At 44.8% G+C, this 26,166-nt stretch carries 22 protein-coding genes; 9 read left to right on the top strand and 13 right to left on the bottom strand.

Annotated features, from left to right (window positions below):
• Positions 1–5: 5 nt before the first annotated feature.
• Positions 6–602 (top strand): IMPACT family protein, encoded by a 597-nt coding sequence (locus U0033_RS12035; RefSeq protein ID WP_072361316.1) that lies wholly within the window; start codon positions 6–8, stop codon positions 600–602.
• 24 nt (positions 603–626) lie between these two features.
• Here U0033_RS12035 and U0033_RS12030 read toward each other — a convergent pair whose 3' ends face one another.
• Both U0033_RS12030 and U0033_RS12025 read right to left on the bottom strand, forming a co-directional pair.
• Positions 627–1,523 (bottom strand): 3-hydroxyacyl-CoA dehydrogenase family protein, encoded by an 897-nt coding sequence (locus tag U0033_RS12030; protein ID WP_072361543.1) that lies wholly within the window; start codon positions 1,521–1,523, stop codon positions 627–629.
• 125 nt (positions 1,524–1,648) lie between these two features.
• Entirely contained in the window at positions 1,649–2,314 is a 666-nt protein-coding gene (locus U0033_RS12025; protein WP_072361319.1) for a carboxypeptidase-like regulatory domain-containing protein, read from the bottom strand.
• A gap of 168 nt (positions 2,315–2,482) precedes the next feature.
• On the opposite strand from U0033_RS12025, the gene U0033_RS12020 reads away from it, so the two are divergent.
• Positions 2,483–3,580, top strand: coding sequence for an Mrp/NBP35 family ATP-binding protein (locus U0033_RS12020; protein WP_072361322.1), 1,098 nt, complete (start codon positions 2,483–2,485; stop codon positions 3,578–3,580).
• 77 nt (positions 3,581–3,657) lie between these two features.
• Here U0033_RS12020 and U0033_RS12015 read toward each other — a convergent pair whose 3' ends face one another.
• Entirely contained in the window at positions 3,658–5,013 is a 1,356-nt protein-coding gene (locus tag U0033_RS12015; RefSeq protein ID WP_072361325.1) for a Gfo/Idh/MocA family protein, read from the bottom strand.
• A 14-nt stretch (positions 5,014–5,027) separates the two neighbouring features.
• Positions 5,028–5,837, bottom strand: coding sequence for a sugar phosphate isomerase/epimerase family protein (locus U0033_RS12010; protein WP_177318601.1), 810 nt, complete (start codon positions 5,835–5,837; stop codon positions 5,028–5,030).
• Positions 5,838–6,569: 732 nt separating this feature from the next.
• On the opposite strand from U0033_RS12010, the gene pyrF reads away from it, so the two are divergent.
• The 3 genes from pyrF (at position 6,570) to U0033_RS11995 (ending at position 9,695) form a co-directional block, all read left to right on the top strand.
• Positions 6,570–7,391, top strand: a complete 822-nt coding sequence (pyrF, locus tag U0033_RS12005; protein WP_072361328.1) for an orotidine-5'-phosphate decarboxylase — start codon at positions 6,570–6,572, stop codon at positions 7,389–7,391.
• A 173-nt stretch (positions 7,392–7,564) separates the two neighbouring features.
• Entirely contained in the window at positions 7,565–8,743 is a 1,179-nt protein-coding gene (locus tag U0033_RS12000; protein WP_072361331.1) for an acyl-CoA dehydrogenase family protein, read from the top strand.
• Position 8,744: 1 nt separating this feature from the next.
• Entirely contained in the window at positions 8,745–9,695 is a 951-nt protein-coding gene (locus U0033_RS11995) for an FAD:protein FMN transferase (RefSeq protein WP_072361546.1), read from the top strand.
• A gap of 812 nt (positions 9,696–10,507) precedes the next feature.
• On the opposite strand, the gene U0033_RS11990 is transcribed toward U0033_RS11995, so the two are convergent.
• Genes U0033_RS11990 through U0033_RS11980 form a run of 3 tightly spaced genes read right to left on the bottom strand, consistent with a single transcriptional unit; the run spans position 10,508 to position 15,403 of the window.
• A complete protein-coding gene (locus U0033_RS11990) occupies positions 10,508–11,779 on the bottom strand; it encodes a DUF2130 domain-containing protein (RefSeq protein WP_072361334.1) in 1,272 nt (423 codons plus the stop codon).
• A 53-nt stretch (positions 11,780–11,832) separates the two neighbouring features.
• Positions 11,833–13,041, bottom strand: a complete 1,209-nt coding sequence (locus U0033_RS11985) for a hypothetical protein (RefSeq protein ID WP_072361337.1) — start codon at positions 13,039–13,041, stop codon at positions 11,833–11,835.
• The gene (locus U0033_RS11980) at positions 13,016–15,403 is read right to left on the bottom strand and encodes a DUF2339 domain-containing protein (RefSeq protein ID WP_072361340.1); all 2,388 of its coding nucleotides are present in this window, start codon (positions 15,401–15,403) and stop codon (positions 13,016–13,018) included. The genes U0033_RS11985 and U0033_RS11980 overlap by 26 nt, the downstream gene beginning before the upstream one ends.
• 124 nt (positions 15,404–15,527) lie before the next feature.
• Here U0033_RS11980 and U0033_RS11975 point away from each other — a divergent pair, with 124 nt between their 5' ends.
• The 4 genes from U0033_RS11975 to U0033_RS11960 all read left to right on the top strand — a co-directional run bounded on the left by U0033_RS11975 (position 15,528) and on the right by U0033_RS11960 (position 20,125).
• Positions 15,528–16,076 carry a putative glycolipid-binding domain-containing protein gene (locus tag U0033_RS11975; protein WP_072361342.1) on the top strand — a complete coding sequence of 183 codons (549 nt, stop codon included), beginning with the start codon at positions 15,528–15,530 and terminating at the stop codon, positions 16,074–16,076.
• A 210-nt stretch (positions 16,077–16,286) separates the two neighbouring features.
• Complete coding sequence (locus tag U0033_RS11970) at positions 16,287–16,562, top strand: hypothetical protein (RefSeq protein WP_072361345.1); 276 nt, start codon at positions 16,287–16,289, stop codon at positions 16,560–16,562.
• A gap of 79 nt (positions 16,563–16,641) precedes the next feature.
• Positions 16,642–17,712 carry a hypothetical protein gene (locus U0033_RS11965; protein ID WP_072361348.1) on the top strand — a complete coding sequence of 357 codons (1,071 nt, stop codon included), beginning with the start codon at positions 16,642–16,644 and terminating at the stop codon, positions 17,710–17,712.
• A complete protein-coding gene (locus U0033_RS11960) occupies positions 17,675–20,125 on the top strand; it encodes a hypothetical protein (RefSeq protein WP_072361352.1) in 2,451 nt (816 codons plus the stop codon). Before U0033_RS11965 ends, U0033_RS11960 begins: the two co-directional genes overlap by 38 nt.
• Before the next feature lie 166 nt (positions 20,126–20,291).
• Here U0033_RS11960 and U0033_RS11955 read toward each other — a convergent pair whose 3' ends face one another.
• From U0033_RS11955 to U0033_RS11930, 6 genes are all read right to left on the bottom strand, one after another.
• Positions 20,292–21,812: a helix-hairpin-helix domain-containing protein gene (locus U0033_RS11955; protein WP_072361354.1), complete on the bottom strand. Its 1,521-nt coding sequence runs from the start codon at positions 21,810–21,812 to the stop codon at positions 20,292–20,294.
• 3 nt (positions 21,813–21,815) lie between these two features.
• Positions 21,816–23,072 (bottom strand): PP2C family serine/threonine-protein phosphatase, encoded by a 1,257-nt coding sequence (locus U0033_RS11950; protein WP_072361357.1) that lies wholly within the window; start codon positions 23,070–23,072, stop codon positions 21,816–21,818.
• Positions 23,073–23,075: 3 nt separating this feature from the next.
• A complete protein-coding gene (locus U0033_RS11945) occupies positions 23,076–24,134 on the bottom strand; it encodes a TerY-C metal binding domain-containing protein (RefSeq protein WP_072361360.1) in 1,059 nt (352 codons plus the stop codon).
• A gap of 9 nt (positions 24,135–24,143) precedes the next feature.
• A complete protein-coding gene (locus U0033_RS11940; RefSeq protein ID WP_072361362.1) occupies positions 24,144–24,779 on the bottom strand; it encodes a vWA domain-containing protein in 636 nt (211 codons plus the stop codon).
• Between the two features lie 105 nt (positions 24,780–24,884).
• Entirely contained in the window at positions 24,885–25,556 is a 672-nt protein-coding gene (locus tag U0033_RS11935; RefSeq protein ID WP_072361365.1) for a TerD family protein, read from the bottom strand.
• Positions 25,557–25,561: 5 nt separating this feature from the next.
• A complete protein-coding gene (locus U0033_RS11930; protein WP_072361368.1) occupies positions 25,562–26,137 on the bottom strand; it encodes a TerD family protein in 576 nt (191 codons plus the stop codon).
• Between the last annotated feature and the right edge of the window lie 29 nt (positions 26,138–26,166).

Raw genomic sequence — 26,166 nt, 5'->3', positions numbered from 1 at the left:
CAGGCATGGAAGTTTATTTTACTATAGAAAAAACAGCAAGGGCTGAATTCAAGGACAGGGGCAGCAAATTCCTGGCCTATGCATGGCCCGTGAAATCGGTGGAGCAGGTCAAAGAGTACCTGCAGGAAGTGAAGAAAGAACACCCCAAAGCTACGCATCATTGTTTTGCTTACAGGCTGGGTACAGATGGATTACAGTTTCGCGCCAGCGACGATGGCGAGCCTTCAGGTACTGCCGGAAAGCCAATACTGGGGCAGATCGACAGCAAGGGATTGACGGATACCCTGGTAGTGGTCGTGCGCTACTTTGGCGGTACATTGCTGGGGGCGCCAGGCCTCATCAATGCCTACAAAATGTCCGCATCCATGGTATTACAGGTCATACCTGCGGTGCAAAAGAATGTGGAGGCAAAGTATCACCTGGTTTTTGACTACACCATCCTGAATGATATTATGATCATTGTAAAACAGCAGAACTGTACCGTGTATGCACAGGAGTTACAGCTGTTCTGTAATATGGACATCGGGATCCCGAAAGCAGTAGAAGAGCTGGCGCTGTTGAAACTAAAAGATATTCATGGATTAGAAATAAAGAAGGCTTAAGGCCTTCTTTATCTTTTTAAGACTTTATTGAAAGCGATCACTTACAACCAAATCCTTATTTCCCTTCCCGTATTTATAAAATCCTTCCCCGCTTTTCACTCCCAGGTAGCCTGCAGTTACCATGTTCACCAGCAGCGGACAAGGGGCATATTTCGGATTTCCAAACCCATCCTGCAATACCCGCAGAATAGACAAGCATACATCCAGTCCGATGAAATCGGCTAGTTGCAAAGGCCCCATCGGATGTGCCATTCCCAGTTTCATTACGGTATCAATTTCTGCCACACCGGCTACCCCTTCGTAGAGGGAACTGATGGCTTCATTGATCATGGGCATTAAGATCCTGTTGGCAATGAAGCCCGGGTAATCGTTCACGACACAGGGCACCTTACCCAGTTGTTCAGAAAGCGCTACGATGGTATCGGTCACGCTTTTTTCGGTAGCATAGCCATTGATGATCTCCACCAGTTTCATCACGGGCACGGGGTTCATAAAGTGCATCCCAATCACCTTGCCAGGGCGTTTGGTGGCAGCAGCAATTTTCGTGATGGAAATGGAGGAGGTATTGGTGGCGAGGATGGCCTCAGGTTGTGCATGCAGATCCAGGTCCTGGAATATTTTCAGTTTCAGGGCCGTGTTTTCGGTGGCAGCTTCCACTACGAGGTCCGCATTTTTTACACCATTTGCCAGATCGGTAGCAGTGCTAATGTTTTGCAAGGTTTGGGCTTTTTTTTCGGCAGTGATCGTTTCTTTGGTTACCTGTCTGTCGAGGTTTTTTTCGATGGTTTGGAGTGCGCGTTCCAGGGCAGGGGCAGATACATCGATCAGGGTAACTGTAAAATCGTTTTGGGCGAAAACGTGTGCGATGCCATTACCCATGGTGCCGGCACCGATCACGGCAATTTTTTTTGATGAGAACATGGAATTGAATTTGGCCAAATTTAAGGGAATAAGAAATTGAAAATGCATTTTCAGCGCCGCTTGCTGCCCCAAATGAAACAGCCGCCTTCAGGAGATGAAGGCGGCTGTTTCATTTATTTTAAGTTTTAATACCCGTATCCGTATGATTTATTACTTCCACTCTTGAAATCCCCTCGCTTCCAGGCCTGTATGAACTGTGCCCATGCCAGCGGGTTCATAATATTCTGCGGTGGTAACTGTCCTGCATAATACAGGTTCTGTGCCTGCCTGTTGAAGTACATATTCGTTGCCTCAGCAGCATCTGGTGGCACATATCTTGAAACCGCCCTCAATTTCGCCTGCTCCGTATTCCTTCTCGCCAGTTCATACTGGTCATCAGGAATATCCGAACTTACAAATGCTTTTTCAAACTCTTCTTTAGAAGGATAAGGTTTGATGATCGTTACCGGCAGGTAAGTAGTATCGTCTACCATGAGCTGCAGGAGGGAATAAGCATTACCTGACAGTGCCAACGGGATCCTGAAATTTTTCTTCTTATAACCAATTGCAGAGAAGGTCAGTGTATCACCTTTAAAGGCCACGATGGAGAACACACCCTGCGAATTAGAGATGGTACCCCTGTTCTGTCCTTTGATGAGGATACTCACTGCAGGAACGGCCCTGAGACTATCTGCCGTCATTGTAATACCAGAAATCTGGATGATACTATCCCTGAACTGCGTAAACTGTGCTTTCAGCAGAAAAGGTAGGAACAAAAGTGAAAACAGTATGTAGGAAATCTTCTTGTGCATGCCGCCTCTAAGATAAATGATTTGAATTAAACATAAGCCATAGGAATGTTTTTCCTGAACATATAGATGGATGAACGGAAGCAATTGACAAAAACTATGGACAGCGCTGACAAAGTAAATAGCAATTAGGTTAACTTTACAGCCTCGAATTAAAATTAACAACTATTTATGATCACTACGGAACAGATTTTAAAGGCTTTGAGCAATGTGGAAGAGCCTGATCTGGGGAAGGACCTGGTAACGCTTAACATGGTGAAAGACATTGAGATAGATGGGAATAAAGTGACCTTCACTGTTGTGCTTACTACCCCTGCCTGTCCACTGAAAGATCTGATCAGAAATGCCTGTATCAATGCTGTCCATCACCTGGTAAGCAAAGATGCTGAAGTGCATGTAAATATGACTGCCAACGTAAACTCCAACCGTAAGGATGGAAAAAGCCTGCTGCCAGGGGTGAAGAATATCATCGTGGTAGCTTCCGGAAAGGGTGGCGTAGGTAAGTCTACTGTAGCGGCCAACCTGGCCCTCGCCCTGAGTGAAGGCGGCGCCAAAGTAGGGTTGATGGATGCAGATATTTACGGACCTTCAGTACCTATTATGTTTGGGGTTCGTGGTCATCGTCCAATGATGACGAATGTAGACGGCAAGGGCATGATCGTTCCTTTGGAGAAGCATGGTATCAAGCTGATGTCCATCGGTTTACTGATCGATGAGAAGCAGGCGGTAGTTTGGCGTGGTCCGATGGCCAGCAGCGCGCTCAAGCAATTCATCACCGATGTACACTGGGGTGACCTGGATTACCTGGTCATCGATATGCCTCCTGGCACTGGTGATATTCACCTGACCCTGGTACAAACCGTACCGGTGACGGGTGCTGTGATTGTGACCACTCCGCAGGATGTGGCACTGGCAGATGCGAAGAAAGGTATTGCTATGTTCGATGGTCCACAGATCAATGTACCGATCATCGGCCTGGTGGAGAACATGTCTTATTTTACACCGGCTGAACTGCCAAACAACAAGTATTACATCTTTGGTAAAGATGGTGGTAAGCGCCTGGCAGAAGACCTGGAGATTCCGTTCCTGGGGCAGATTCCAATTGTACAGAGTATTCGTGAAGGTGGGGATGAAGGTGTACCAGCTATGCTGGGTGGCGAGGATGCGACCAAACTGGCATTTATGGGATTTGCAAGTACGGCTGCAAGGAGTATTGCGATGAGGAATGCGAACGTAGCGCCTACGAAGATTGTAGAAGTATTTGTATAAAGCCGGCCGCAGGCCAGGGCTCAAAAAAATAGCTTCCGTCATCAGGCGGAAGCTATTTTTTTTCTTTTCAATCTCAATTATATAATAAAAGGTTTACCACCTACTATTACCTCCTGTTTGTTCTCATCAAACGTGGCCTTCATGCCCGTTCTATAAGCTGCATTCGCCATGATCAGCGCAATAGAATGTGAATAAGCCGCCTCAATCGGTGCATTCCCCTGTTTCCTGCTTCTTACACTTTCCATCCAGTTACGTACATGCGCATTCGTCAGTGGATCGCCACCCATATTTGCACCGGTTGCTGCAGAAGCACCACCACTGCTCAGTGTCATTTCAGGCAGCAGGTTTGCATGCAATCCCATTTCCTGTGCTTCGTGTTCAGTCAGACCACCGTTTGGAGAGATCTTATTCTTATCGATATCAATAGTACCGCCATTGGAATAGTACATTTCCTTTACGCCACCAGCAGAATTGGAGAAGCGGGAACTGTATTGTACCTGGAAGCCTGAAGTTGGATCATTATCCGGACCATAATCAAATACCGCAGTAATGGTATCTGCATTTTTACGGCCATCTTTCCACATATAAATTCCTCCGTTTGCAACAGCACTACGTGGATGTTTCAAACCTGTAAACCAGTGTACCGTATCAATCTGGTGAGTCATCCACTGACCGAAGATCCCGGAAGAATACGGCCAGAAAAGACGGTATTCCAGGTACTTCCTGGGATCCCAGCTATCTTTCGGACGGCTTGCCAGGAATCGGGTCCAGTCAGTATCCTGCTCCCTGATTTCCTTTACCAGGTCCGGACGACGCCATCTACCTGGCTGATTCACGTTCCAGCTCATTTCTACCATGGTGATCGGGCCGAATTTTCCTTCTTTAATGAAGTTGTTGGCGGCGTGATAACTATCACCACTACGACGTTGCGTACCTACCTGGAAGATCTTGCCGGAAGATTGCACTGCTTTCAATGCTTTGCGGGCATCGTCCATGGTTTCTGCAAATGGTTTTTCACAGTACACATCTTTCTTCTGACTGACCGCTTCAATAGTATGGTAGGCATGCTGGAAGTCCGCTGTAGCAATGATTACAGCATCCAGGTCCCTGATCTTATACAGTTCATCATTATTTACACAAGCCTGGATATCATGTCCTGCTTTTTTAGAGATAAAGGCCTGGCCTTCTTCCCTGCGCCTTTTCCATATATCGGATACTGCGATGATATCAAAATTCAGTTCTTTATTGTTGTTAAAGAAGCAGGGTAGCAGGGTTTGGCGTGCACGATCGGAAAATCCGACCAATCCTATATTTACCCTGTCATTGGCTCCCATAATGCGGGCATAACTACTGGCTGGCATGCCCATAGCAGTGATAGAAACGCCTGCACCTGCCAGCAGGGATTGTTTCAGGAATTCACGACGTGATTTCATTGGAATTTTAATTTTTAATGATATAGTTCTAGGATGAGTTGACGTAAATATTTTTGTGCCGGCGCAGCCTGTACATCCATTGGATCCCAGCGGCTTTCTACAGAGATACCGCCATTGTAATGAATATTTGCCAGGGCTGCAATATAGGGTCTCACTTCATCGCCGGCTACACCGGGTGCAGTCCGTTTTTCTCGCTCCGCAATATGGCAGTGGACCAGGTTCTTTTTAGCTTTCACAATATTCGCAGCAGGTTCATTTTCCTTCAGCATGTGGTAAATATCTGCCGTGAGTTTAAAATTCGGGTGATTTACCGCGTTGACGATGGCATTTGCATCTGCCAGGGTATTGATATAATTCGTTTCGGTACTGTTCAGGTTTTCGATGGCGATGACTACATTATACTTAGCGGCAGTTTCGGCTATTTTCCGGCAGATGCTCACGAAGTGTGGATTTTCCTTTTCAGGGGTCCAGCCTTCTGGCAGTTTGCGGGCATTGCCGCTACCGAGTACGATCGTCTTTACACCGGCCTTTTTGGCCCGCTGCATGACTTTATCTACATAAGTCAGAATTTTTTGTTCATCGGCTTTAGGCCCTACGATGGGTATTTCGGCGGGGATGAAGCCATTGCAGGTATTGAAAATGCAATGCATTTTTTGCTGATCTCTGAGGAAAACCAGGAAGCTGTCTTCCGGGATATCGGGAGAGAGGAGTTTGCCTACGCTACCTTCAATATAGTCAAATCCGGCGGCATGTAAAAGGGAATCATTTCTGTAGGTGGTGGTGACACCGAGGGTGGGCAGCCGGGTTTGTGCAACCGATTGCAAACAAATGAATAAAAAAAGGCATAATAGCCAGGCGGGGGAGTTTTTCATATGTCTTTTCATATAACGTGGAGGGAAAAGTTAGGAACATTTATTAGAAATACAAAAATCTAATTGATAAACGGTAGGGGAAATACTTCTTTTTTTCAGGCTATCGGTGATCTGGGTTTGGTCTGTGTTGGCTCCATTTTCGATCTGTGTTCTATCCATCGTGGGTCTGTGTTCGCTCCATCTTCGTTCTGTGTTGGCTCCGTCTTCAATTTGTGTTCTATCAATCGTCGGTCTGTCTTCACTCCGTCTTCGCGCTATGTTTATCATTTCTTCATTATTTCTTCGCCACTAGTTCGTCACTTCAATATCCCCGGATATTGAAGTGACCTTATCGTGACCTATTTATGATGTATTGGAGAACTGTTTGTCTAAAAGCTTAGCTATATTCTACTTATACCCAGCCAGTATCAGTACTCATTTCATTTGCATTCTTAAAAATCAAACAGATCTCCAGCCCTTGCCTAATGAGATCCTAAATGGGCTGACGGCTGTAATAATTAATTTCAAAATCATCTTCCAACCATTAAATGTTCATTTCATTTTTTAAAAAATTTACCAGAACTTTAACTTTTACGATAGGGAAGATTTCACTGCCATGCAGTCATAATAAAATTGTATAATATCACTCATCACACCCGCATTGAATAAGTTTTACTTAACTTTGCGCCCCAAATAAGTATTTATATGAACCGACACGAATTGGTGAATCTGATCAGGGAGAGGCAATCTTATCTCTGTGTTGGCTTAGACACAGACATTACGAAGATTCCCCGTCACCTGCTGTCACATGCAGACCCGGTATTTGCTTTCAACAAGGCAATTATCGATGCCACTAAGGATCTTTGCGTGTCTTACAAGATCAATACTGCCTTTTATGAATGTATGGGTATCCGCGGCTGGGAATCGCTGCAACGCACCGTTGAATACATTCCTACCACCCACTTTACCATCGCCGATGCCAAACGCGGAGATATAGGGAATACCTCTACACAATATGCCAGGACATTCTTTGAGACATATAATTTCGACGCCGTAACTGTAGCCCCTTATATGGGTCGCGACAGTGTACAGCCTTTCCTCTCTTTCCATGAGAAATGGACCATTATGCTGGGCCTTACCTCTAATGAAGGCAGCCAGGATTTCCAGCTTACACCAAGCGGAGATGAAATGCTGTACGAGAAAGTGCTGAAAGCTGGTATGAGCTGGGGTACGCCGGACAATATGATGTTCGTGATTGGAGCTACCCAGAGCGCACAGCTGGCATATATCCGTCAGTTAGTACCTGACCATTTCTTCCTGGTGCCTGGTGTAGGTGCACAGGGTGGCAACCTGCAGGAGATTTCTGCAGTTGCAATGAATAAAGATTGTGGTCTGCTGGTAAACGCCAGCCGCTCTATCATTTATGCAGGAAATGGTGAAGATTTTGCGCAGGATGCCCGCATAGCTGCACAGGCTTTGCAACAGGAAATGGCAGAATACCTGGATGTAGCACCGGCTGCCAGGTAATAAGTACAATATTCCCGGATTATTTTATTCAAACAAGCATAAAAAAACACCGCCTTTAAGCGGTGTTTTTTTATGCGCCCCCGCAACAAATCAGACCTGCCGAAGACGGACCCGATTTTTCGGGCTATTTCCACATTTTTCTTTAAATTGATTCTTGATCTAACCTGTTCCACATGCTGAAAGACTTGTTTCAATCCCCCGACTACTTCCAGATAGACGACCTTCTCAGCCCCGAACACCTTATGGTGCGCGACGCTGTCAGACAATGGGTGAAAAAAGAAATCTCTCCCATTATCGAAGACGCCTGCCAGCAAGCGACCTTCCCTTCCCAGATCATTCCTGGCCTCGGTGAACTCGGTTGCTTTGGTCCTACTATCCCCCAGGAATACGGCGGTGGCGGCATGGACTACATAGCCTATGGTCTCATGATGCAGGAACTCGAAAGAGGTGACAGCGGTGTTCGCTCCACCGCCTCTGTACAAGGCTCTCTTGTCATGTTCCCCATCTACACCTTTGGCAGTGAGGCACAAAAGAAGAAATACCTGCCAAAACTCGCCAGTGGCGAATGGATGGGTTGCTTCGGCCTCACCGAACCTGATTTTGGTTCCAATCCCTCCGGTATGGTCACCCATTTCAAAGAAGACGGCGACTATGTAATCCTGAATGGTGCAAAAATGTGGATCTCCAATGCACCCTTTGCACAGGTTGCCGTAGTCTGGGCCAAAGATGAAGCGGGGATCATCAGGGGTATCATCGTGGAAAGAGGTATGGAGGGTTTCACCACTCCTGAAACCAAAGGAAAATGGAGTCTCCGCGGCAGCGCCACCGGCGAACTCGTTTTTGACAATGTCAGGGTTCCCAAAGAAAACATATTGCCATTAGCCAAAGGACTGAAAGGGCCTTTAAGCTGCCTTTCTTCTGCCCGTTACGGCATTGCCTGGGGAGTGGTTGGTGCTGCCATGGATTGCTACGATACTGCCTTGCGCTACGCCAAAGAAAGGGAGCAATTCGGGCGGCCTATCGGGGGCTTCCAGCTTACACAAAAGAAGCTGGCAGAAATGATCACCGAAATTACCAAAGCACAGCTCATGAACTGGCGCTTAGGCGTGCTGAAAAATGAAGGTAAGGCCACCCCGGCGCAGATCTCTATGGCCAAACGCAATTCCTGTGCGATCGCTACGCAAATAGCCCGTGATGCCCGTCAGATCCTGGGAGGTATGGGTATCACCGGTGAGTTCCCTGTCATGCGCCACATGATGAACCTGGAAAGCGTGATCACTTACGAAGGTACCCACGAAATTCACTTACTAATTACCGGTCAGGATATCACCGGACTCGATGCTTTTCATTGATATGCGTTTTTTATTATTGTTATTATTCCTCCCTTTCTCTGCATTCTCACAAACCGTGCTGGAAGGAAAGGCGCAGGGTACTTACTATGTCATCAAATATATCTCTGCAGATACTGCTTCCCTGCAGTCAGCCATCGATTCCATTTTTGCCGGCATTGATCAATCCCTGTCATTGTACAAACCCAATTCCCTGATCAATCAGTTCAACGAAAAGGGGCATGTACAAATGGATGCACATATGCAGGCCGTCATTTCAAAATCGGTTGAAATCAGTAAAATCACGCAAGGCGCATTCGATATCACCGTAAAACCACTGGTCGATGTCTGGGGCTTTGGTGTGCATCCACCTGCAGAAAGAAAGATCCCATCTCCCGCTGCAATTAAGAAGGTGCTGACCCATGTAGGCACTAAATACCTGGTAATAAAAGGCAGGGATTTATCCCGTACAAAACCTGGTGTAAGCATCGATTGTAATGGCATTGCACAGGGCTATACAAGCGATGTTATCGGTCGTTTTCTGGACAGCAAAGGTATTCACGATTACCTGGTAGACGTAGGAGGGGAACTGTGTGCCAAAGGTCAAAATGCACACCAGCAATATTGGACAGTAGGCATTGAAGGCGAAAGCCAGCACATCATTCCCTTAGCCAATCGGGCAGTTACCACCAGCGGCAATTACCGCCGATTTTTTGATTCAGGAGGCAAGCGCTTTGCCCACACGATAGATCCGCGAAGCGGCCAGGCGATTCACAATAATATTATCAGTGTAACTGTTGTGGCTACAAATGCGATCACTGCTGATGGCTTTGACAATGCCCTGATCTTAATGGGCGTGGAACGTGCTTTTGCTTTTATCAGGCAGCATCCGGAACTGCAACTGGAGGCTGGATTTATTTATAAAGATGCCAAAGGTGAGATACAGGAGGCTTTCTCACCGGGTTTTCCCAAATAAATGAGTAACTCATTTTCATTTTAAAGCCACCAGCAGGCCATTAACCCAGACCATTAGCATACAAAATGAAACACTTCAGGAGCGCTGTAAAATAAGCAGGGCCGCTAAAAATAGCAGCCCTCTCATACTTTGGTTTTTTATAGAATATGCGAAAATCCATTTTTAATAATCACCCACACATATATCAACCTATTTATTACAAGCGTAATAAACACAATTTACTTTTCGTCTTAGTGGGTGATTTTTCAATTAAAGAACGTTGGCAAGAAATTACTCAAGAAATTAGTTAGCAGACCAACGCATTATTACATACGGAATAATAGTATGGTATGGTTTCGCTAATTCAATAAAAATCAGTTGCCAGGGTCTAAAATTTTTATCTTCTTCAGATCTGTACTGTGAATAAGTTATATCCTGTCTACTCAATCAGATAATCAATAAAATGAAGTGCTTGCCAGGTTGATTATTTTTTTAACGGTGTATTATTGTTACAACATGAAATATGCCAAACAGACTTATTACTCTATATACAACGTATGAGACAGCAAAATCGTTTAGTAAATTTAGCAAGCTTCTGTTAATCTATTCTTAAAATTAACTAATTGATTATCTTATGATTATCATATATTGATATGATAAGTGCTGCTAAATACTATAAAAGTTAAGGAAAAAAAGTGAGTACTAGCGGAGGAAATCGATTGTAGCAGGAAAACTACACTTTTGAGTAGTGTCTGTGGAATATCTGTCATTGTAAATAAAAAAATCGCTTTTGCCCGGAAGCAAAAGCGATTTTTTTATAAGTCATGTATGCTTTAATCTAACAAGGCATCTGCCGCATCTTCCAGCAGTTTCAGATCCACAGAATCTGTTCCTGCAATGCCTTCAATAGATCCTTTGATATGCGCCGCATTTAACAGCACCTTTTCTAATTGTTTCTCACGCGCTTTCCAGATCTTTTCCATAGCATCTTTTTCTTTCTGAATGGAGATCTTCATCGCCATAAATCCTTCGCGGATGGCTTTCCATTGTTCTGCAAATTCGCCACTGGTCAGGTAACCATAGAGCATATGCACCTTATCACCCCTGTTTTCCTGTGTTTTAAGCGCACCTGCCACTTTGATGATACCTTCCCTGAGTACATGTGCCAATGCTCTTACTTCCGCAAACGTACAGATCCATACACCTTCCTTTTCCCCAAAGCGTTCCATGTCTTTTGGCATTGCCTGTGTAACGAGGATGGCAATATCTGCTCCCTGGCTACGCATATCTGCTTTCAGTTTTTCCAGCCAGTCTCTTGCAAAGTCTTTGGTACGCTTACTTTCGTAAATGATCTTACCACATTCCTGTCCGAACTGGTTCCTGATTAATTGTATACAATCAGCACCTCTCACACCTTTGCCTACTTCCATCACTTCATCAAAGGGGAAGGCCCCTTTCAATAGTTCTTCCAGCACCAGTTCCTGTATTTCCCCCTGCAGCTGTGTTGAACCCTGTTCTGCTTTACGGCGCATTTCTTCTGCCAGCTTGCGCTGATCTTCCAGCTGTTTTGCCATTTCTGCCAGCTTCAGCTGGTGTTCATGGTCTTTCAACTGGTTACGGTCAGCCTCTTCCCGGCGGATCTTTTCGGTGAGCAGGTTCCGTTCTTCCAACAGTTTTTTCTGAATGGAGATTTCGATTTCCTGTTCTTTCGCCAGCAAATCCTGCTCTTTACGCAGGAAGTCCAGCTCCTGCCGCCTCGCTTCTTTCAGCTTTTCTTCCTGTTCGATATTCGCCTGTTGCAGGAGCTGCAACTGGTTTTCGTAAGTAGCAGATACGCTCTTACGGATATTTTCAGACAAGGACGCCTGGAGTTTACTCTTTTCTGATTCGAGTAACCTGCTCAGTTCTTCCTGTTGTGATTGCTTTTGTTGTTCTACCTGCTGGCGGATCTGGGCCAGTTGGTTTTTTTCATTTTGTAATGCATCCACACGTTTGCGCCATTCGGTTTCCATTTTACCGCGCATCTCTTTTTCAATATCTGCTGCAAATGCATCCTCCATGACAAACTGGTGCCTGCAGTTAGGACAGGTGATTTGTGTTCCCATGACTTCGAAGTTACGATAAAAGTACATGGACCGCTACGCATTGGATGTGCGTATCACTTTTTTTCCTGCATATCGCGTAGCATGCGGAAGGCCATGAAACCCAGCAGTGCGATAATACCAATGATTGCAATCCAGATCCAAAGTTTACTGGTGAAGAGCGTGAAACCCTTTTCTGCAACTGATGCCGGCTTGTTGATATGTTTCATTTGCTCATTCGCTACTACGATACGGGGAAGTTCCCTGTTCAGGCTATCAGCAAAAAAAGAAAGATCATAATTTGGCGCAGCGAGGCCAGGATTCCCTGTTAAGATCAGGTATGATTTTCCTTCTTCCAGGTAAGCGGTCAGGTAGCGTGGCACCTGCCAGGCATTTACGTCCTGAATTTTTAAAGGAGGATTATCCTGGTTGTCTATGCGTATAACGAGGGTATCTGTTTTAACTGCCTGTTGTAATGCTATTTCATTTGCCTGTCCGGAACTAAGCGTGAAAGATTCTCCGTTTACCCATGCCTGTCGCTTGTAGAGGGCAGGGGCTGTAATGTTGAAGGAGAGGTTATCAATCACGTATTGATGCGCAAAAGCCAGTTTGATGGTGGTCGTTTTGTTCGCATTGCTGATCGTCATGCCGGAACAAAAAACGGATAGCGGACTTGTGGATTTTTGTTCGTTATAATACTGCCCTGCACCTGTAATATTGAGCGGTGCCTCGAGGGAGTCATTAATGAGCAGGCGAATGTATTTGTAGTCTGTGAGTGGCAGGTTTATCTGCGGTCTGGAAGGATCGAATGAAAATTCCGGTACCAATCCGTACCATTTTTTCAGGTCATTGCTACCCGTGACATTCATAAATTTGGATGTCCATGTGTTTTTGACACTGAGTGTTACATAGTCAACCGGGTGGCCTGTCTCATTACTGAAAATGAAAGAGGACGTACCATGTATAACAGGCTTGTTTTCTATAACGGTAAAAGACCTGATGCCGGCAATATCAGTATGAAGGATTTCTTTCTTAAACAGGTAAGGAACTTCTGTCTTCAGATCCTGGTAGATGCGAAAGTCTGTGTAATCGGCTGTTTCGCTGCATGCCATTAGTTTTGGATCGAGCAGGATATTATAAAACCCGCTTCGTTGTACCTTATCAGTTACTGCCTGCCAGGAAAAATCTTTTGAAACCGCTGTAGAAAGATCCTGTGCAGTCATTGAAGCGCTGCACAGGAATAATATGATGAAAAATATACTAAACTTCTTGTTCTTGTTTGTCATCCAGGATAATTTTTTTCAATCGTTGATACATGAAAGAGATAATCAGTAATAATACGCCCAGTGAAATAAATGCGGCGATCTTACCTCCTTCTGAAAGGCTCCTGATGTCGATGAGGAACAGCTTTATGATGGTAATACAAAAGAGTGCTATTGCAATAATGCGCACATTTTTGTCAGACCATTTTAAGCCGAGGAACATCAGTACAAATGCATAGGTTCCCCATAGGATACTATAACCGGTTTTCTGATTGCTTTGCACGATATTATAAATATCTGCATGCGGATGAAACGCGATCAATACCACCAGGTGATCCAGCAGTGAACTGATTGTAAATAATATCACCAATGTATTCAGGACCTGGAGCAGGAACGCCTGTTTTTTATTGAACAGGGGTTTGAGGTATCTCCAGAGCATGTACACCATTGCTATGATAACAGGAGGAATGATAAAATATGAGCCAAAGTAGCGACCATAATTTTCGCCCTGGAGCCATCTGTTGCGGAATAGGGCAGCTGTGCTATTATCGCCTATGAATACAATAAGTGCGATGAAGGTAAGCACCATAACAATGTACCTGAATATGACCTGGCCTTTGCTGCTTAGGTAAAGTAACACACACAATGTAAGGTAGTTGACGAAGTGCGTCATCTGGCGGGCAATAGGTGTTGCATATTTATGGTACTGGAAGAATACTTCCAGCTGTACGGTCGTATATACCAATGCAATTAAAGCCAGGTCCAGCAATAATTTCACATGTGGCAATGGCAGCACAGGAAAGAAGTTTGTGTCCTGCTCTTTGTTCAGGAACCTTCTGTACAGGTATAATGCTGCAATGCAAGCCAGGTTGGTAATAAAGCCCCTGTTGATCACCGGCGTCATATCGGCCATGTTGTAGCCATATACCTTAAACCAGTCCATGATCAGGCTGATGGCAGCCAGGACCAATACAAGCAGTGATGCAATTTTCATCAGCTTCAGCTCAGAACGCTGGTACAGGTATAACAGCAACACACTTTCTGCAGCCCAGAATAATGTGATGTAGTGACCTTTCAATTGTACCGGCGCAGCAAGGCTCAGGAAGGAAAGCACCAGGCCAATCAGGAAGTATAATAATAGCCTGTCTGCATATTTATTCTTATGCAGTACATAAGCAAAAATGAAATTGAATACTGCGACCATTGCTGTGAATAATCCCTGGAACATACCGCCGTGAATGTGTGAGAGTATCACCATACCGGCTGAATAATACAGGAATGTATTGCTGAGCAGGAGGATCATTTCCGGCTCTTTGAATTTCCTGTGCAGGCGAATATTGTTCACCACATTCATGAGGAAGAAGATGATGTAGAACAAGGTAGCGAATACCAGTGCGGTGATATAAGGAACTGGTTTGGCGGGAGTTTCAGTAGTAATGCTATATGACAGCCAGGTACCAAACAGCAGCACGGTAGCGAGGTAGGAAATCACATTGACCAGGTGCCACTTTTTGTAATAGGCCAGCACCAGCATACCCATATTGAGAATAAGGATATACGTGAATAATACGTTTGCATTACCATGGCCTGTGCTTACGAGAAAGGGTGCTGTAAAGCCTCCCAGGATGCCCAGTACGGCCAGTTCTACACGATTATAGCTGATTGATAAAAGAACCGTGAAGGCAGTGATCAATACCATCATGCTGAAGGCAGGGGCCTGACCTATAAGATGATATTGCTGAAACGCAATGGTGATACTGAAATACAATATGGCCACGCCACCGCCTACCAGCACGGAACTGAAGGCTGCAAAGCTTTTGCGCATACGGTGTGCAATCCCCAGCAGGATACCACCGCATAGGATACCAATGAAGGTACGACCGGTTTCATTGATCCAGTTTTTGTCAATCGCATATTTCAGGAAGAACCCGATACCGATCACCAGTACACCAATACCAATCTTGTTGAATAGATTTTCACCAATGAATTTCTCCAGGTCCGGATATTTCTCCCAGAATGTAGGAGCGGGTGGTGGTGGCGGAGTATCCTCAATCGTAACAGTTGGTGTAGCAATGATTTTTTCTTCCACCAGCGCTGGCGCCCGCTGTTGCACTGGCTCCAGATTTGTTACAGGAGGCGGTGGAAGAGGAGGAGGCGGTGGTGCCACTGGCTGAGGCGGTGGTGGCGGTGTATTAGCAGGTGGTGGTGTATAGACCGGCGGAGGTGCCGTGTCGATAACCGTTGTAGTGTCCCATTCCCTTTTAGTTGCTTGTAGTTGATCCATTCTGCTGTTAAGCATTCTCATCTGAGCCTGCATTTCACTTTTGGTGAGGAGAACGATCACAAGAATAACAATCAGGAGTAACAAAATGATAGTTTCAAACATACAGTAGTAAATATGTATAGGAAATATATTGTGATCAAATATAATCTATTCCTCCACAATTATATTGGAGTTAATTTTTTGCTTTTCTATTTGAAGAGAAGGATTAAAATTCATAAATTAAGATATGCAAAAGATAAAAGTTTGGAAAAACAGTAGGCTCAATATGACTGAATTTGTCAGTATTGAAAAGGGGGAGATGACTACCGTCAAAGGATATATTACCGGCGAGGGCTACGAAAAGCCCTGGCAGGTAAGGTATACGCTCACACTCAATCCACGTTGGGAGGCACAGGCTGTATTCATTGACGTAATGTCTGAGCAGAATTATACCATTGAGTTGTACAAGAACGAATTACAACAATGGTTAAATGAAAAGGGAGAGCATCTCCAAGCTTTTGATGGCTGTGTGGATGTTGATATCTCTTTTACACCTTTTACCAACACATTGCCTATCAACAGGCTGCAGCTCACGAAAGGAGAGGGGCAGGACATCAGGGTAGTGTATGTAGATGTAAGACATGGTGTTGTTAAAACGGTGAAGCAGCGGTACCTGAACAAGGGTAACCAGATCTACAAGTATGAAAATGAAGACTCCGGCTACATTTCCGAGTTAATTGTAGATAAGGAAGGATATGTGATTGACTATCCGGGCATTTGGCAACAGATATATTAAGATTGTAGCTATACGATCAATTTTAATAGACTTGTCGCCAACTTTATCTTCAAATTGATTTTTTTTATTCCCACGGCTGAAACAGGCATTGAAAAACTGAGAAAAAGGAAGATTTTTAAGCAATTGGACATATTGCGCGCGCAATATGGATTTTGGCAAACTGGCAGGAATCATCCCTGCCAGTTTTTTTATTTGTCGTACCTTTGCAGCATGAAAATGAATAATACGGACACTGTGCGGATGGCGGAGATCAAATTATACTTTCTGGACCCGCCTTATACATTCAGGATTCATAGCTATGCTGCGCCGCAACTGGATGAAGTGTTCACCATCCTTGGAAAGTATGGAACCTGCTCTACAAGTATTATGGATAGCCTGCTGGTATTAAGGAACTCGTTTGCAGAAGCAGAAGGGAACGCGGATAAGACCAGGAGGGTAATGAAGGACATTGCCGGCGTGATGAACGGATTGAACAGGATGAAGTAATCACCATTTTGTGTGAATTTGAATTCTACCCACCATTGATATTAAAGGGAATTCTACCTTTATAGAGCAATTCCTTTTCATGCGTTACCTCTTTTTGTTGTTACCTTTTTTGCTGGGTTGTAGCCATCAACCCAAACCGGGTTCTCATGCCTTTTATTATTGGAAATTTGAAGAACAGGGCATTTCTGATAGCGATACTGCATTGATCAAACAGCTACAGGTAGCACATTTTTATATTCATTACTTCGACGTAGACTGGAGTGAGGCCCGGGGGATGCCGGTACCCAGGGCAAGCCGTTATTATTATTACAATATTGTTCCTTTTTTGAAGGGGAGTTATTGCCCGGTGGTGTTTATCACTAACCGCACTTTTGACATCATGCCGGAAGATAGCGTGGAATGGCTGGCAGGCAGGATCTCGGACAAGATCCGGGATATGACCGCTCATTTTGAGGAGTCTGCCGCCGGTGCTGATTACCAGTATGGAACAAACTGGCAGGTGGAAAAACCAAAGATCATTGCCAGAAGAGTCTCCCTGCACAAAGAAATACAGATTGACTGTGATTGGACCCCGGGTACAAAGGACAAGTATTTCCATTTTTTAAGGGCATTTAAGGCACTCAACAAGGAAAATGAACTTTCCGCTACAATTCGGCTTTATCCTTATAAATACTACAGGAAAATGGGTGTTCCGCCGGTTGACAGGGGGATGCTGATGTGCTATAATATGGACCGCATCGATAAACTCAGTACTATCAATTCCATCTTTGACAAAAAGGTACTGAGCTCCTACCTGGTTGGTACACACTATTCACTACCCCTGGATGTGGCTTTTCCCATTTTTGGCTGGTATGCCTGGTTTCGGGGGGATAAATTCAAAGGCATTGTGGATGAAGGAGATGTGCTGATCAAGTCGGGAGTCATTGATTCAAAAGGCCTGATCAGCAGGGATACTACGCTGGATGGCCGCTTTTTCAGAGAAGGGGACCTGGTCCGAAAAGAGCAGCCCGACTCTGCTACCCTAAAATCCGCCATAGCCCTGGCGATGAGAAAGGTACCTGATTACAGACATATTGCATTTTATCACTGGGACGCTGCTTCAATTGCTGCATATGAAAACATCATACAAAAGACTTTTGCAGATTATTAGTATCCTTTTATTGCTGTTTATCCCCTGGATGCCTACATGGAGCTGCGGGCCGGAAAACGCGGTGGACGATTATCGCTTCGTGATGTTTGAACCGCAGTTATCCCGGTTCCCGGGCTTGGGGGATCTGAACTATAATTATCATTTGAATGTACTGAGGGATGGTGATCCACAGAAAAAGGATTACCAGCGCAATTGCCGGGAGTGGCAGCAAGAGCTGGGTGGCAGGCTGACTGACATTTATAATATCCAGTATGAAATGGCGCCAGATGACTTTTTGTATGCCTATCGCCATCACGCATGGGAAAACAGCAAGGGAAATTCCTTTTTACAGGCCTTGTTGAAACCTGCCAATCTATCATTCCTGGATTATATGGCATTTGCAAAACAAGTGGAGTTTAGCCAGTTTGGTGACTACGATCCCTGGCAAACGGGCGATGATAATGGGGGGCAGGAGCAAGCGGAAATTTTGTACAGTGCCGGGAAACAGGCATTTGCCAAAACTACAAATACGTTTTTGAAGGAGCGGTACGCATTCCAGCTGGAAAAACTGATGTATTACGGAGCTGGTAGAAGGGAGCGGGATTCCCTGGTTCCTTTTTACGACAGGTACCTGAAAGGGCATGCTACGATTGTAGCGGACTGGGGCCTGCTCTATTATGCCAATATGCAGCATAATCCTTTAATGGCTACAAAATTGCTTTGCGAAACTTTTGAAAGGAGTGAGGAGAAGAAAGCATTTATATACAACAAGCTCCGGGGGAAAGATCTCGATACCTTACTCCAGCGGGAACCAAACATTCCTGTAGCCTGGTTCATCCGGGGATTGAAGAACCCGGGCAGGGCACTTCCGGTGATCCAGGCCCTGCACGGGATAGCCCCCCGGAGCAAGTATTTACCCATGCTGGTAGTAAGAGAAGTAAATAAGGTGGAAGACTGGTTGATGAGCCCTGCAGTACTTGGTTTTAATTCCAGGTTGAAGGTGAATGAATATGAAATGAAGAGGAACAGGTCAGATTACACGACGCCGGACACCACTTATGAATATTATGCCCAAAAGAACCGGAGGAATGACCTGGCTTACCTGCGCATTGTAAGAGGCTACCTGGAAAGTATCGTGTCAAAGGCAGATAGCAACCATATTTTATATGCGCTGGCAGTGGCACATCTGTATAATATGGACGGTGAGTATGCAAAGGCGGCAGCCTGTTTGAAAAACCTGGATACCCGCAATAATATATTATTCCGGCGGCAATGGATCACGGAAGATATCTTAGCATCCATGCACATAGCGGATATTAAAAGCGATTCGGTGAAGAATGTTTTTGGTGCACAACTGAATGAGCTCATCAAGCTGGGAGCTAGTGTAAGTAAACCCGAATTTGAATCTGAATACGATGAAGATCTGGTAGAAAATGGATTTTCATATTTGCTACTGCTACTGAGCCGGCAATATGAAAAGCAGCAGGACATTGTTACAGCAGGATTGTTATTCCAGAAAGCCAACGTGTTGGTGAATGGGTATTATGGCTGGACACTGGATGATGATACAACGAAAATAAGTTATCGTAAGATCGCTTATTTTGATCAGCATGCTACACCGGAAGACCTGGAGCGGTTACTGGCATTTAAGCGTTCAAAACAGCACACTGCTTTTGAGAAATTTATTATGCCCAAAGTATGGGCACCGGAAGATTTTTACCGGGATGTGCAACTTAGTTTGCTGGTAAGACAGCAAAGATTTGAGGAGGCGCTTATGGTAGCAGAGCGTATGGACAAATATTTCTGGAGAGATAATTATGAATATAGTGCGTACCTCACTCATAAGTATATAGGCAGCGCGGATTTTTTGGTTCCTGGTGAAAAGTTGAAGCATGCATCTTATACTATTGCCAGTAAACGGGCCATTTTGAAAGATATTGTTTTATTAAGGGATAGTTTAAAGCTGGCCCCACAAAATGCTGTCTTGTATTATCGGATGGGGAATGCATTGTATAATATCTCTTTTGGTGGCCGCTGCTGGATGCTGGCTAATTATGGCAAAGGATACGGTCGTAGTGGTGATTACGATTATAGACCGGGTTGGCAGGAATATGATCATAATGAGCTGAACAGGAGGCACCAGGCTAACTATTACAAATGTGAGGCCGCAATGTGTATGTACCGGAAAGCTTTGGCAAATGGACAGGGGCAAAAGGAATTGTGTGCGAAAGTATTGCTGATGATGAGTGTATGTGATAAGGACAGGGCAGACTATGTGCGGGAGAGAAAGTATAGTGATTTGCCGATTTATAAGTATAATTTGGCCGGGGATGATGCTCCATATCATTCACATTACCTGGATGTGTTGAAGAAAAAATATGGTCATACAAATATGTATGCAGAAAGTAAGATGATGTGCCCGGATGTACATTAAATTGCCTGGCCGGAAACTGAAATTTGCTGCGCCGACACCCGCTTTTTCCAGGTTTCAATTTGGAGTTTCCTGCTGTTAGCCCTGGCGTAGAAAAAGTATCCTACGCAGCAAAAAAAATAGCGATAGAAATAAAATGGCGGCTACAGGAAAGATATATTTCATTTCATCAATTATTTGCAAATGCGATCGTTACTATCCTTCCTCCTTCCTCTTTTGACAATAACAGCTTGATCCCATCTTCCAATATCACAGCCGCCCCTATCTCAATATCCTGCCCTCGTGTTATATCTTTTGCACCCGTCAGTCTTTCGTTCACAAATAACCATTGGCCGTTATGATAGGAAAAATAACCCACTCTTTCTTTCAGGCTATTGCTCAGTCGTTCATTTCTTAAAATATTCCTGTTCACATGCCAGTAATGCAAAGTCGCATTGTGATACACCACCAGCCTTAAATTATCCGGTTTCCATACCGTTGGTTTGAACTGGTAATATAGATCCAGTACGGGGATACCCGCATTGTACGGCGTACCGCAGAAAGGGCAACAGGTGTGTTTGGTATTATTATAGATGAACCATTTCTGATTACAGGCAGCATTTGCACATTTCAGTTTCAGGTCATTGGTCTTGATGAGTGCCTGCTCCCAGGCATCGGCAGTCGGCCGCTGTACGGGATCATGCAGGCCTTTGATAAAGGCCTGGTCAAAGAGTTCTTTCAGGTAAGGACCCGCCATGGTATAAGGTGTTTTATCCAGGTCGGTCCATGGATAATAGATTGCCATGTTATCGCCATATTCCCGTATAAAATTCCGGTTACTGCTGTCAGTCGGGTGCTCAATGAACAATGCTTTTTCACCCATTAAGAGTTCTTCTTCTTTTTCTGATTCTACCGGGCCAAAATAATTACCTCCGCGCAGCGGGTGCCTGTAAAAAAGGTACATATAAATCAATACTGCCAGTGCATGCAAATCTGTTAGCCGGTTCGGAAGTTTGCGGGCAGGATCATTTTTATCCAGGTGTTTGGTCGCCAGCACTTCCGGGGCAATAAAATCGGCTGTTCCCAATACATCGGGCGGGTATAAATTAGGTACAACCAAACCATCAATGTCGATAATAGCTGCAGTTTTACTTACCGGGTCTATCAGTACATTTTTGTAAGACAGGTCAGAATGTGCTAATCCAGCGGCATGCAGGCGCTTTACGCCCCTGGCAATGTTGACAGCTACCTGGAAATAACTGAGCCAGTCACCCAGTTCTGAATCATCCAGTTTCGTTCTTGATTTAGGTGATCTGAACCTGGCACTGGCAAACCATTTGCCTTCTTTCTCCCTCCCTTTTAGCAGGTCATTATTTGCATATCCTTTCCTGAAAAAGAAATTGCTATTGTATACAGGTACAATGATGCCGGTCTTCTTATCTGTTTCCACTACATCCACAGGCCAGCTGTACAGGTCTTTGTAATAGTTGCCACCTTCCTTGTTAAAGAAACTGTCGTAGTATTGTGTAACGATCTTCCGGAGCCGCTCTTTGGAATGATGATCCGGCTCCGTTCTGTAAATAGCCACTACGTACGATTTGTCAGGACTGAAAAAAACATCTTTCATGCCGCCTTTCATGGGGTCACCGTTATCAACGTATTGATAAGTCTTACCGGGATTGATTACCGAATGCACAGTTTTTACAGCCATAGCCTAGTATATTATTACCATTGTCCGGTCATCATGATTGCCCGGGCTCCAGAAATCCATCCAATCAAATAAACTGCGGGCAGCTTCCCTACAGTCTCCTTTGAAATCTATCTTTACTTTTTCTTCATTATTTCCATCCAGGTCCTGCATGAATTGTTGCCAGTGAGCAGCATTTTGCAGGTTGTATACTACTTCGAATTTAGGATCATAGATACCATCTGTCATTAAGAACAGATAAGAGAAATCCGGCAGGATGGTGACCTTAAATCTTGATGTGACCGGGATCTCTTTTGAGTGGAATATTTCCGGTTGGGTGATAAAGCGGGTACCGCCACCAAATTCACCCACATCCAGTTGATTCAGTAATTGCGCTTCATCATGATGGAGTAAAACAATCGGGCAATCGCCTACACCAAAAGACAGGATCAGGTAACCAAAATCAAACTTTTTGAATGCGACAAAGATTAAAGTAGTATGATAGTATTCCAGTATTGATTTGCGCTTATCGTTGAACAGTGCAGGATTTGCTGCAGCATGTTTTTCAGCTTCTGCATTTATTTGTTCGTATACATGCTTTATGGCCTGGTACATGTGTTGCCCGGCAACAAGGTTGATCTTTTCCCGGTCTGAAGCAGCTATTTCCTCCAGTTCCTGTTCCCGGTTTTCTTCAAAATACTGTTGAAAAAAACGTATGGTTTCTTCACAGGCTATCCTGGCACCTTGCCTTGAAAAAGGGCTACTACCCGCACCATCCGCTACTGCAACTACCGACCAGTTGTTTTTAATATTAAGTGCCAGTTCAAAATGATCATCCCTGAAAGCACCTGTATTCTTATGTGAACGACCACGCTTAGAGGCTGCAATCGCGTGTTTGCCATACAGCGGCCCCGCAGTATGTACATCATCCTGTTTCCAATAAGGGTCTTTTACATCACTTGGCAGATCCTTCCACATTGACCTTGGATCAGGATTTATAATCAGGTTAATCACCTTCACCTGCTTAGGTGAATCAGCAACACTAAATACGAGTTTAATTTTATGATCACCGCTTTCTGTGGGGATCCCTTCGATCGTGTTGTTTTCTTCGTTATACACCAGGCCAATTTCTTCCAGGCCATTCCATTCCAGTAATGTAATATCAGCCATATTCCATTTCTCCAGGTCCAGCAACGCTTTGTACTGCTTGTTCACACTCCCGTTTGGAAAACTGATATGTGCAGTGAGAATATCGTTAATCCTGTTCTTAATCGTATAATCCATAAGCTAGCCCTGTGTACGGTTTACATCAAATCCACCGCCTTCTTCGACCACAATGTACCTGGATGTTTTGCCGCACCACGGACAGGTATTCATTTCTTCATACCCGATACAATGGATATTTCCACAGCTACATTGTGCCAGTGCAAACTGGTTACTGCAACAAGGGCAGGTAGGAGCACCTACTAATTCAGCCGTATTGATTTTATGGTTCCCTGCGGCGGCATCAGACAATTCAAAATAATCATCCTTTAATGGAAAGGCCCCTACCTGCAAATAGGAACGGGTTTCGAGGTTCATGCCTCCCCAGATATTATTGCCAATACTCTTCCGGTATTTGATAAGGTAATGGCGGCTGGATTGCTGGCACCTTGCGAGTAAAACTACATAGTTATCATCCACCAGCTGCGCAACAGGGGCGCTCTTGGAAATGTCTATTTTAGACAGCCAGTCATTATCGAGTTTTTCCAGTTCCAGGCCGGAACCATTACTTTCAATATTCACGCTACTGGTAGTAATAGAAGCCGTTACCCATTTAAAGAAGTATTTGTAAGAATCGATGTTGGCATTTTTGAAGAACAATACATGCTCTGTGAGTTGTGCTAAGACACCGGCATTCGCTTCACTGCCAAAGGATACAGCAACGAGGTTGACGGAGCGTTGCCATCGCTGTTTCCATTCAGTGATCACAGCATCTGTATTGTCAGTCGGTACACCATCTGTAAATAAGAAGATGATCGGTTTCCAGTCACCTTTGGAAGTTGGGGTCGTTTTCCTGACGTTACTATCCAGTTCCTTCATCAGGTGCTGCAGACCATTGCTGAGCGATGTGCCGCTACCAATAGGATATTTAGGCGGGTAGAAACTGATGATATCCTGCAGGGGCAGGATAGTTTTTGCTTTACCGGCAAATGCTATAATAGAGATCCAAACTGTTTCAATAGCAGTAGGATCAGTTTTTAATGCCTGGATAATGGTGGAAATTCCTTCTTCCACCTGTGAAATAGGTTCTCCTACCATTGACTCAGAAACGTCAATCAGGAAGTATATAGGTAGTCTTCGCATACAATCAGTTTAAATAACAAAATGAATCTCGTCAGGCGGGGGCGGCAGATCAATTGTATCTGTGGTGCCCATGCTTTTGTTGCCCTGCTCAATGGTTTCTGATACCCATTTAAAGAAGCTTTTCAGGGTAGTGCTATCTGCAACATCCAGGTGAACGGTTACATCACAGAGTTCTTTCAGGAACTCGTCATTTGATAACCTGCCTGCTGCGCAACCTACGATAGATGCGAAGTTCAGTGATTTTATAAGTGGAATCATTTCCTGGTACAGGTACAGGTCATTTGGATTACCGTCAGTAAATATAAAGAGCAGGGGGCGCCAGTCGCCTTTCTGTGTATCCGTGGCTTTGCGCAGTTCCTGCTTTACTTTTTCGTAGACAAACTTAAGGGCTTGTCCTGTATGCGTAGGGCCGCTCTCCGGGCAGGTGATTTCCCGCACATTGTAGGAGGGAAGATCTGTGAGTGGCAATATTTCTTTTACTTCTTTATCGAAGGTGATAATACTGATCCAAAGGGTTTCCATAGCTAATGGATCTGAGCGCAGGTTTGCGATCATTCCACTCAGTGCATTGTTCAATGCCTGTATGGGTTCACCGTTCATAGATCCGGATGTATCCAGCAGCAGATAAACGGGTAGTCTTCTCATAGTCGATTCAACTAATTTTCAGGTTACAATATTCGGTCCGGACATAAGAGTGAGTATAGATCCGGAGGTATCTATCAGTAAATACACGGGTAAACGTGTCATGGTTTACATGTATTTTTTCAGGACTTCAACAAAGCTATCAGTTTGATAAGGTTCGCCGAGGGCTCTGAATTTCCAGCTATCATCTTTCCGGTATACCTCGGCAAAGACCATAGAGCACATGCCATTCAGCGATGCATCGCCGGAGAGACTGTATTTGGTGATTTCTTTACCATTGGTGTCTACTGCCCTGATGAATGCATTTTCGATCAGGCCGAAGTGCTGGTTATTGCGTTGCCCCTGGTAGATAGACACCACGAATACGATGCGCTGATACCGCTGATCGAGAGCGTTGAGCTTTACGATGATCTGTTCATCATCGCCATCGCCGGCACCGGTCCGGTTATCGCCCGTGAGCCAGATGTGACCTGAGGGATGACGCATGGAGTTGAAGAAGATAACGTCACCTTCATGGAGTCCAACATTTCTGCCATCATTGGTACGCATGGTTTTCCCTAAGTTCGCCACTTTACCATTTGCATCCAGGAGAAAGGCAATGGCATCCAGGTCATATTCTGCATCCTGGCTGCTGCCGAAAAGCTTGCCGAAGAAGCCGCTTTCCTGTTTTTTTACATCCCATCCCAATCCAATCGTTACAGTAGAAAGATCGTGTATCGCATCTCCACGATCATTTTTTCTAAGGTCAATGGTTTGACCTTTTTGTAGGTTGATAGCCATATGGATTATTTAATAATTTGTCCCTTGAAATGCCGGGAGAGGAAGAAAGCGAGGTCTTCCCTGTAGCCAATGCCGGATGCTTCAAATTTCCACTGATCATTCCGCTTGTACAAGCGTCCGAATTCCACAGCTGTTTCGATGGAGAAGTCTTCTCCTAATTCGTACTTGGCTATTTCCTGACCGTTTGCATCATCGACAATGCGGATGTAGGAGTTGCGCACCTGGCCAAAGGTTTGTCTACGCTGCTGGGCTTCGTGAATGGTCACAACAAACAGAATTTCCTGAACCCGGTTATCAACTAAGGAGAGGTCTACCCTGATACTTTCATCATCACCGCCATCGCTGTTGCCGCCGGTAGGGTCATCGCCCGAGTGGTGTAAGGCAGTGTCTTCCGAATCAGGGTTACCATAAAACACGAAGAAACCTTCGGTTGGAATCAGGCGTTTGTCATCCAACATAAATGCAGAGGCATCGAGGTCGAAAGCATATCCGGTTCCGTCATTTGGGTCCCAACCTAAACCGATAGTGATCTTGTTTAATCCTATGTTAATCCGTTGTCCTTTCTGTAAATTGATAGCCATAATTGGGTATTTATAGTTCGGGTTAGTGT

Source organism: Chitinophaga sancti (assembly GCF_034424315.1).
In the GTDB taxonomy this organism is placed as follows: domain Bacteria; phylum Bacteroidota; class Bacteroidia; order Chitinophagales; family Chitinophagaceae; genus Chitinophaga; species Chitinophaga sancti.
This window is presented reverse-complemented; position numbering and strand designations above follow the sequence as displayed.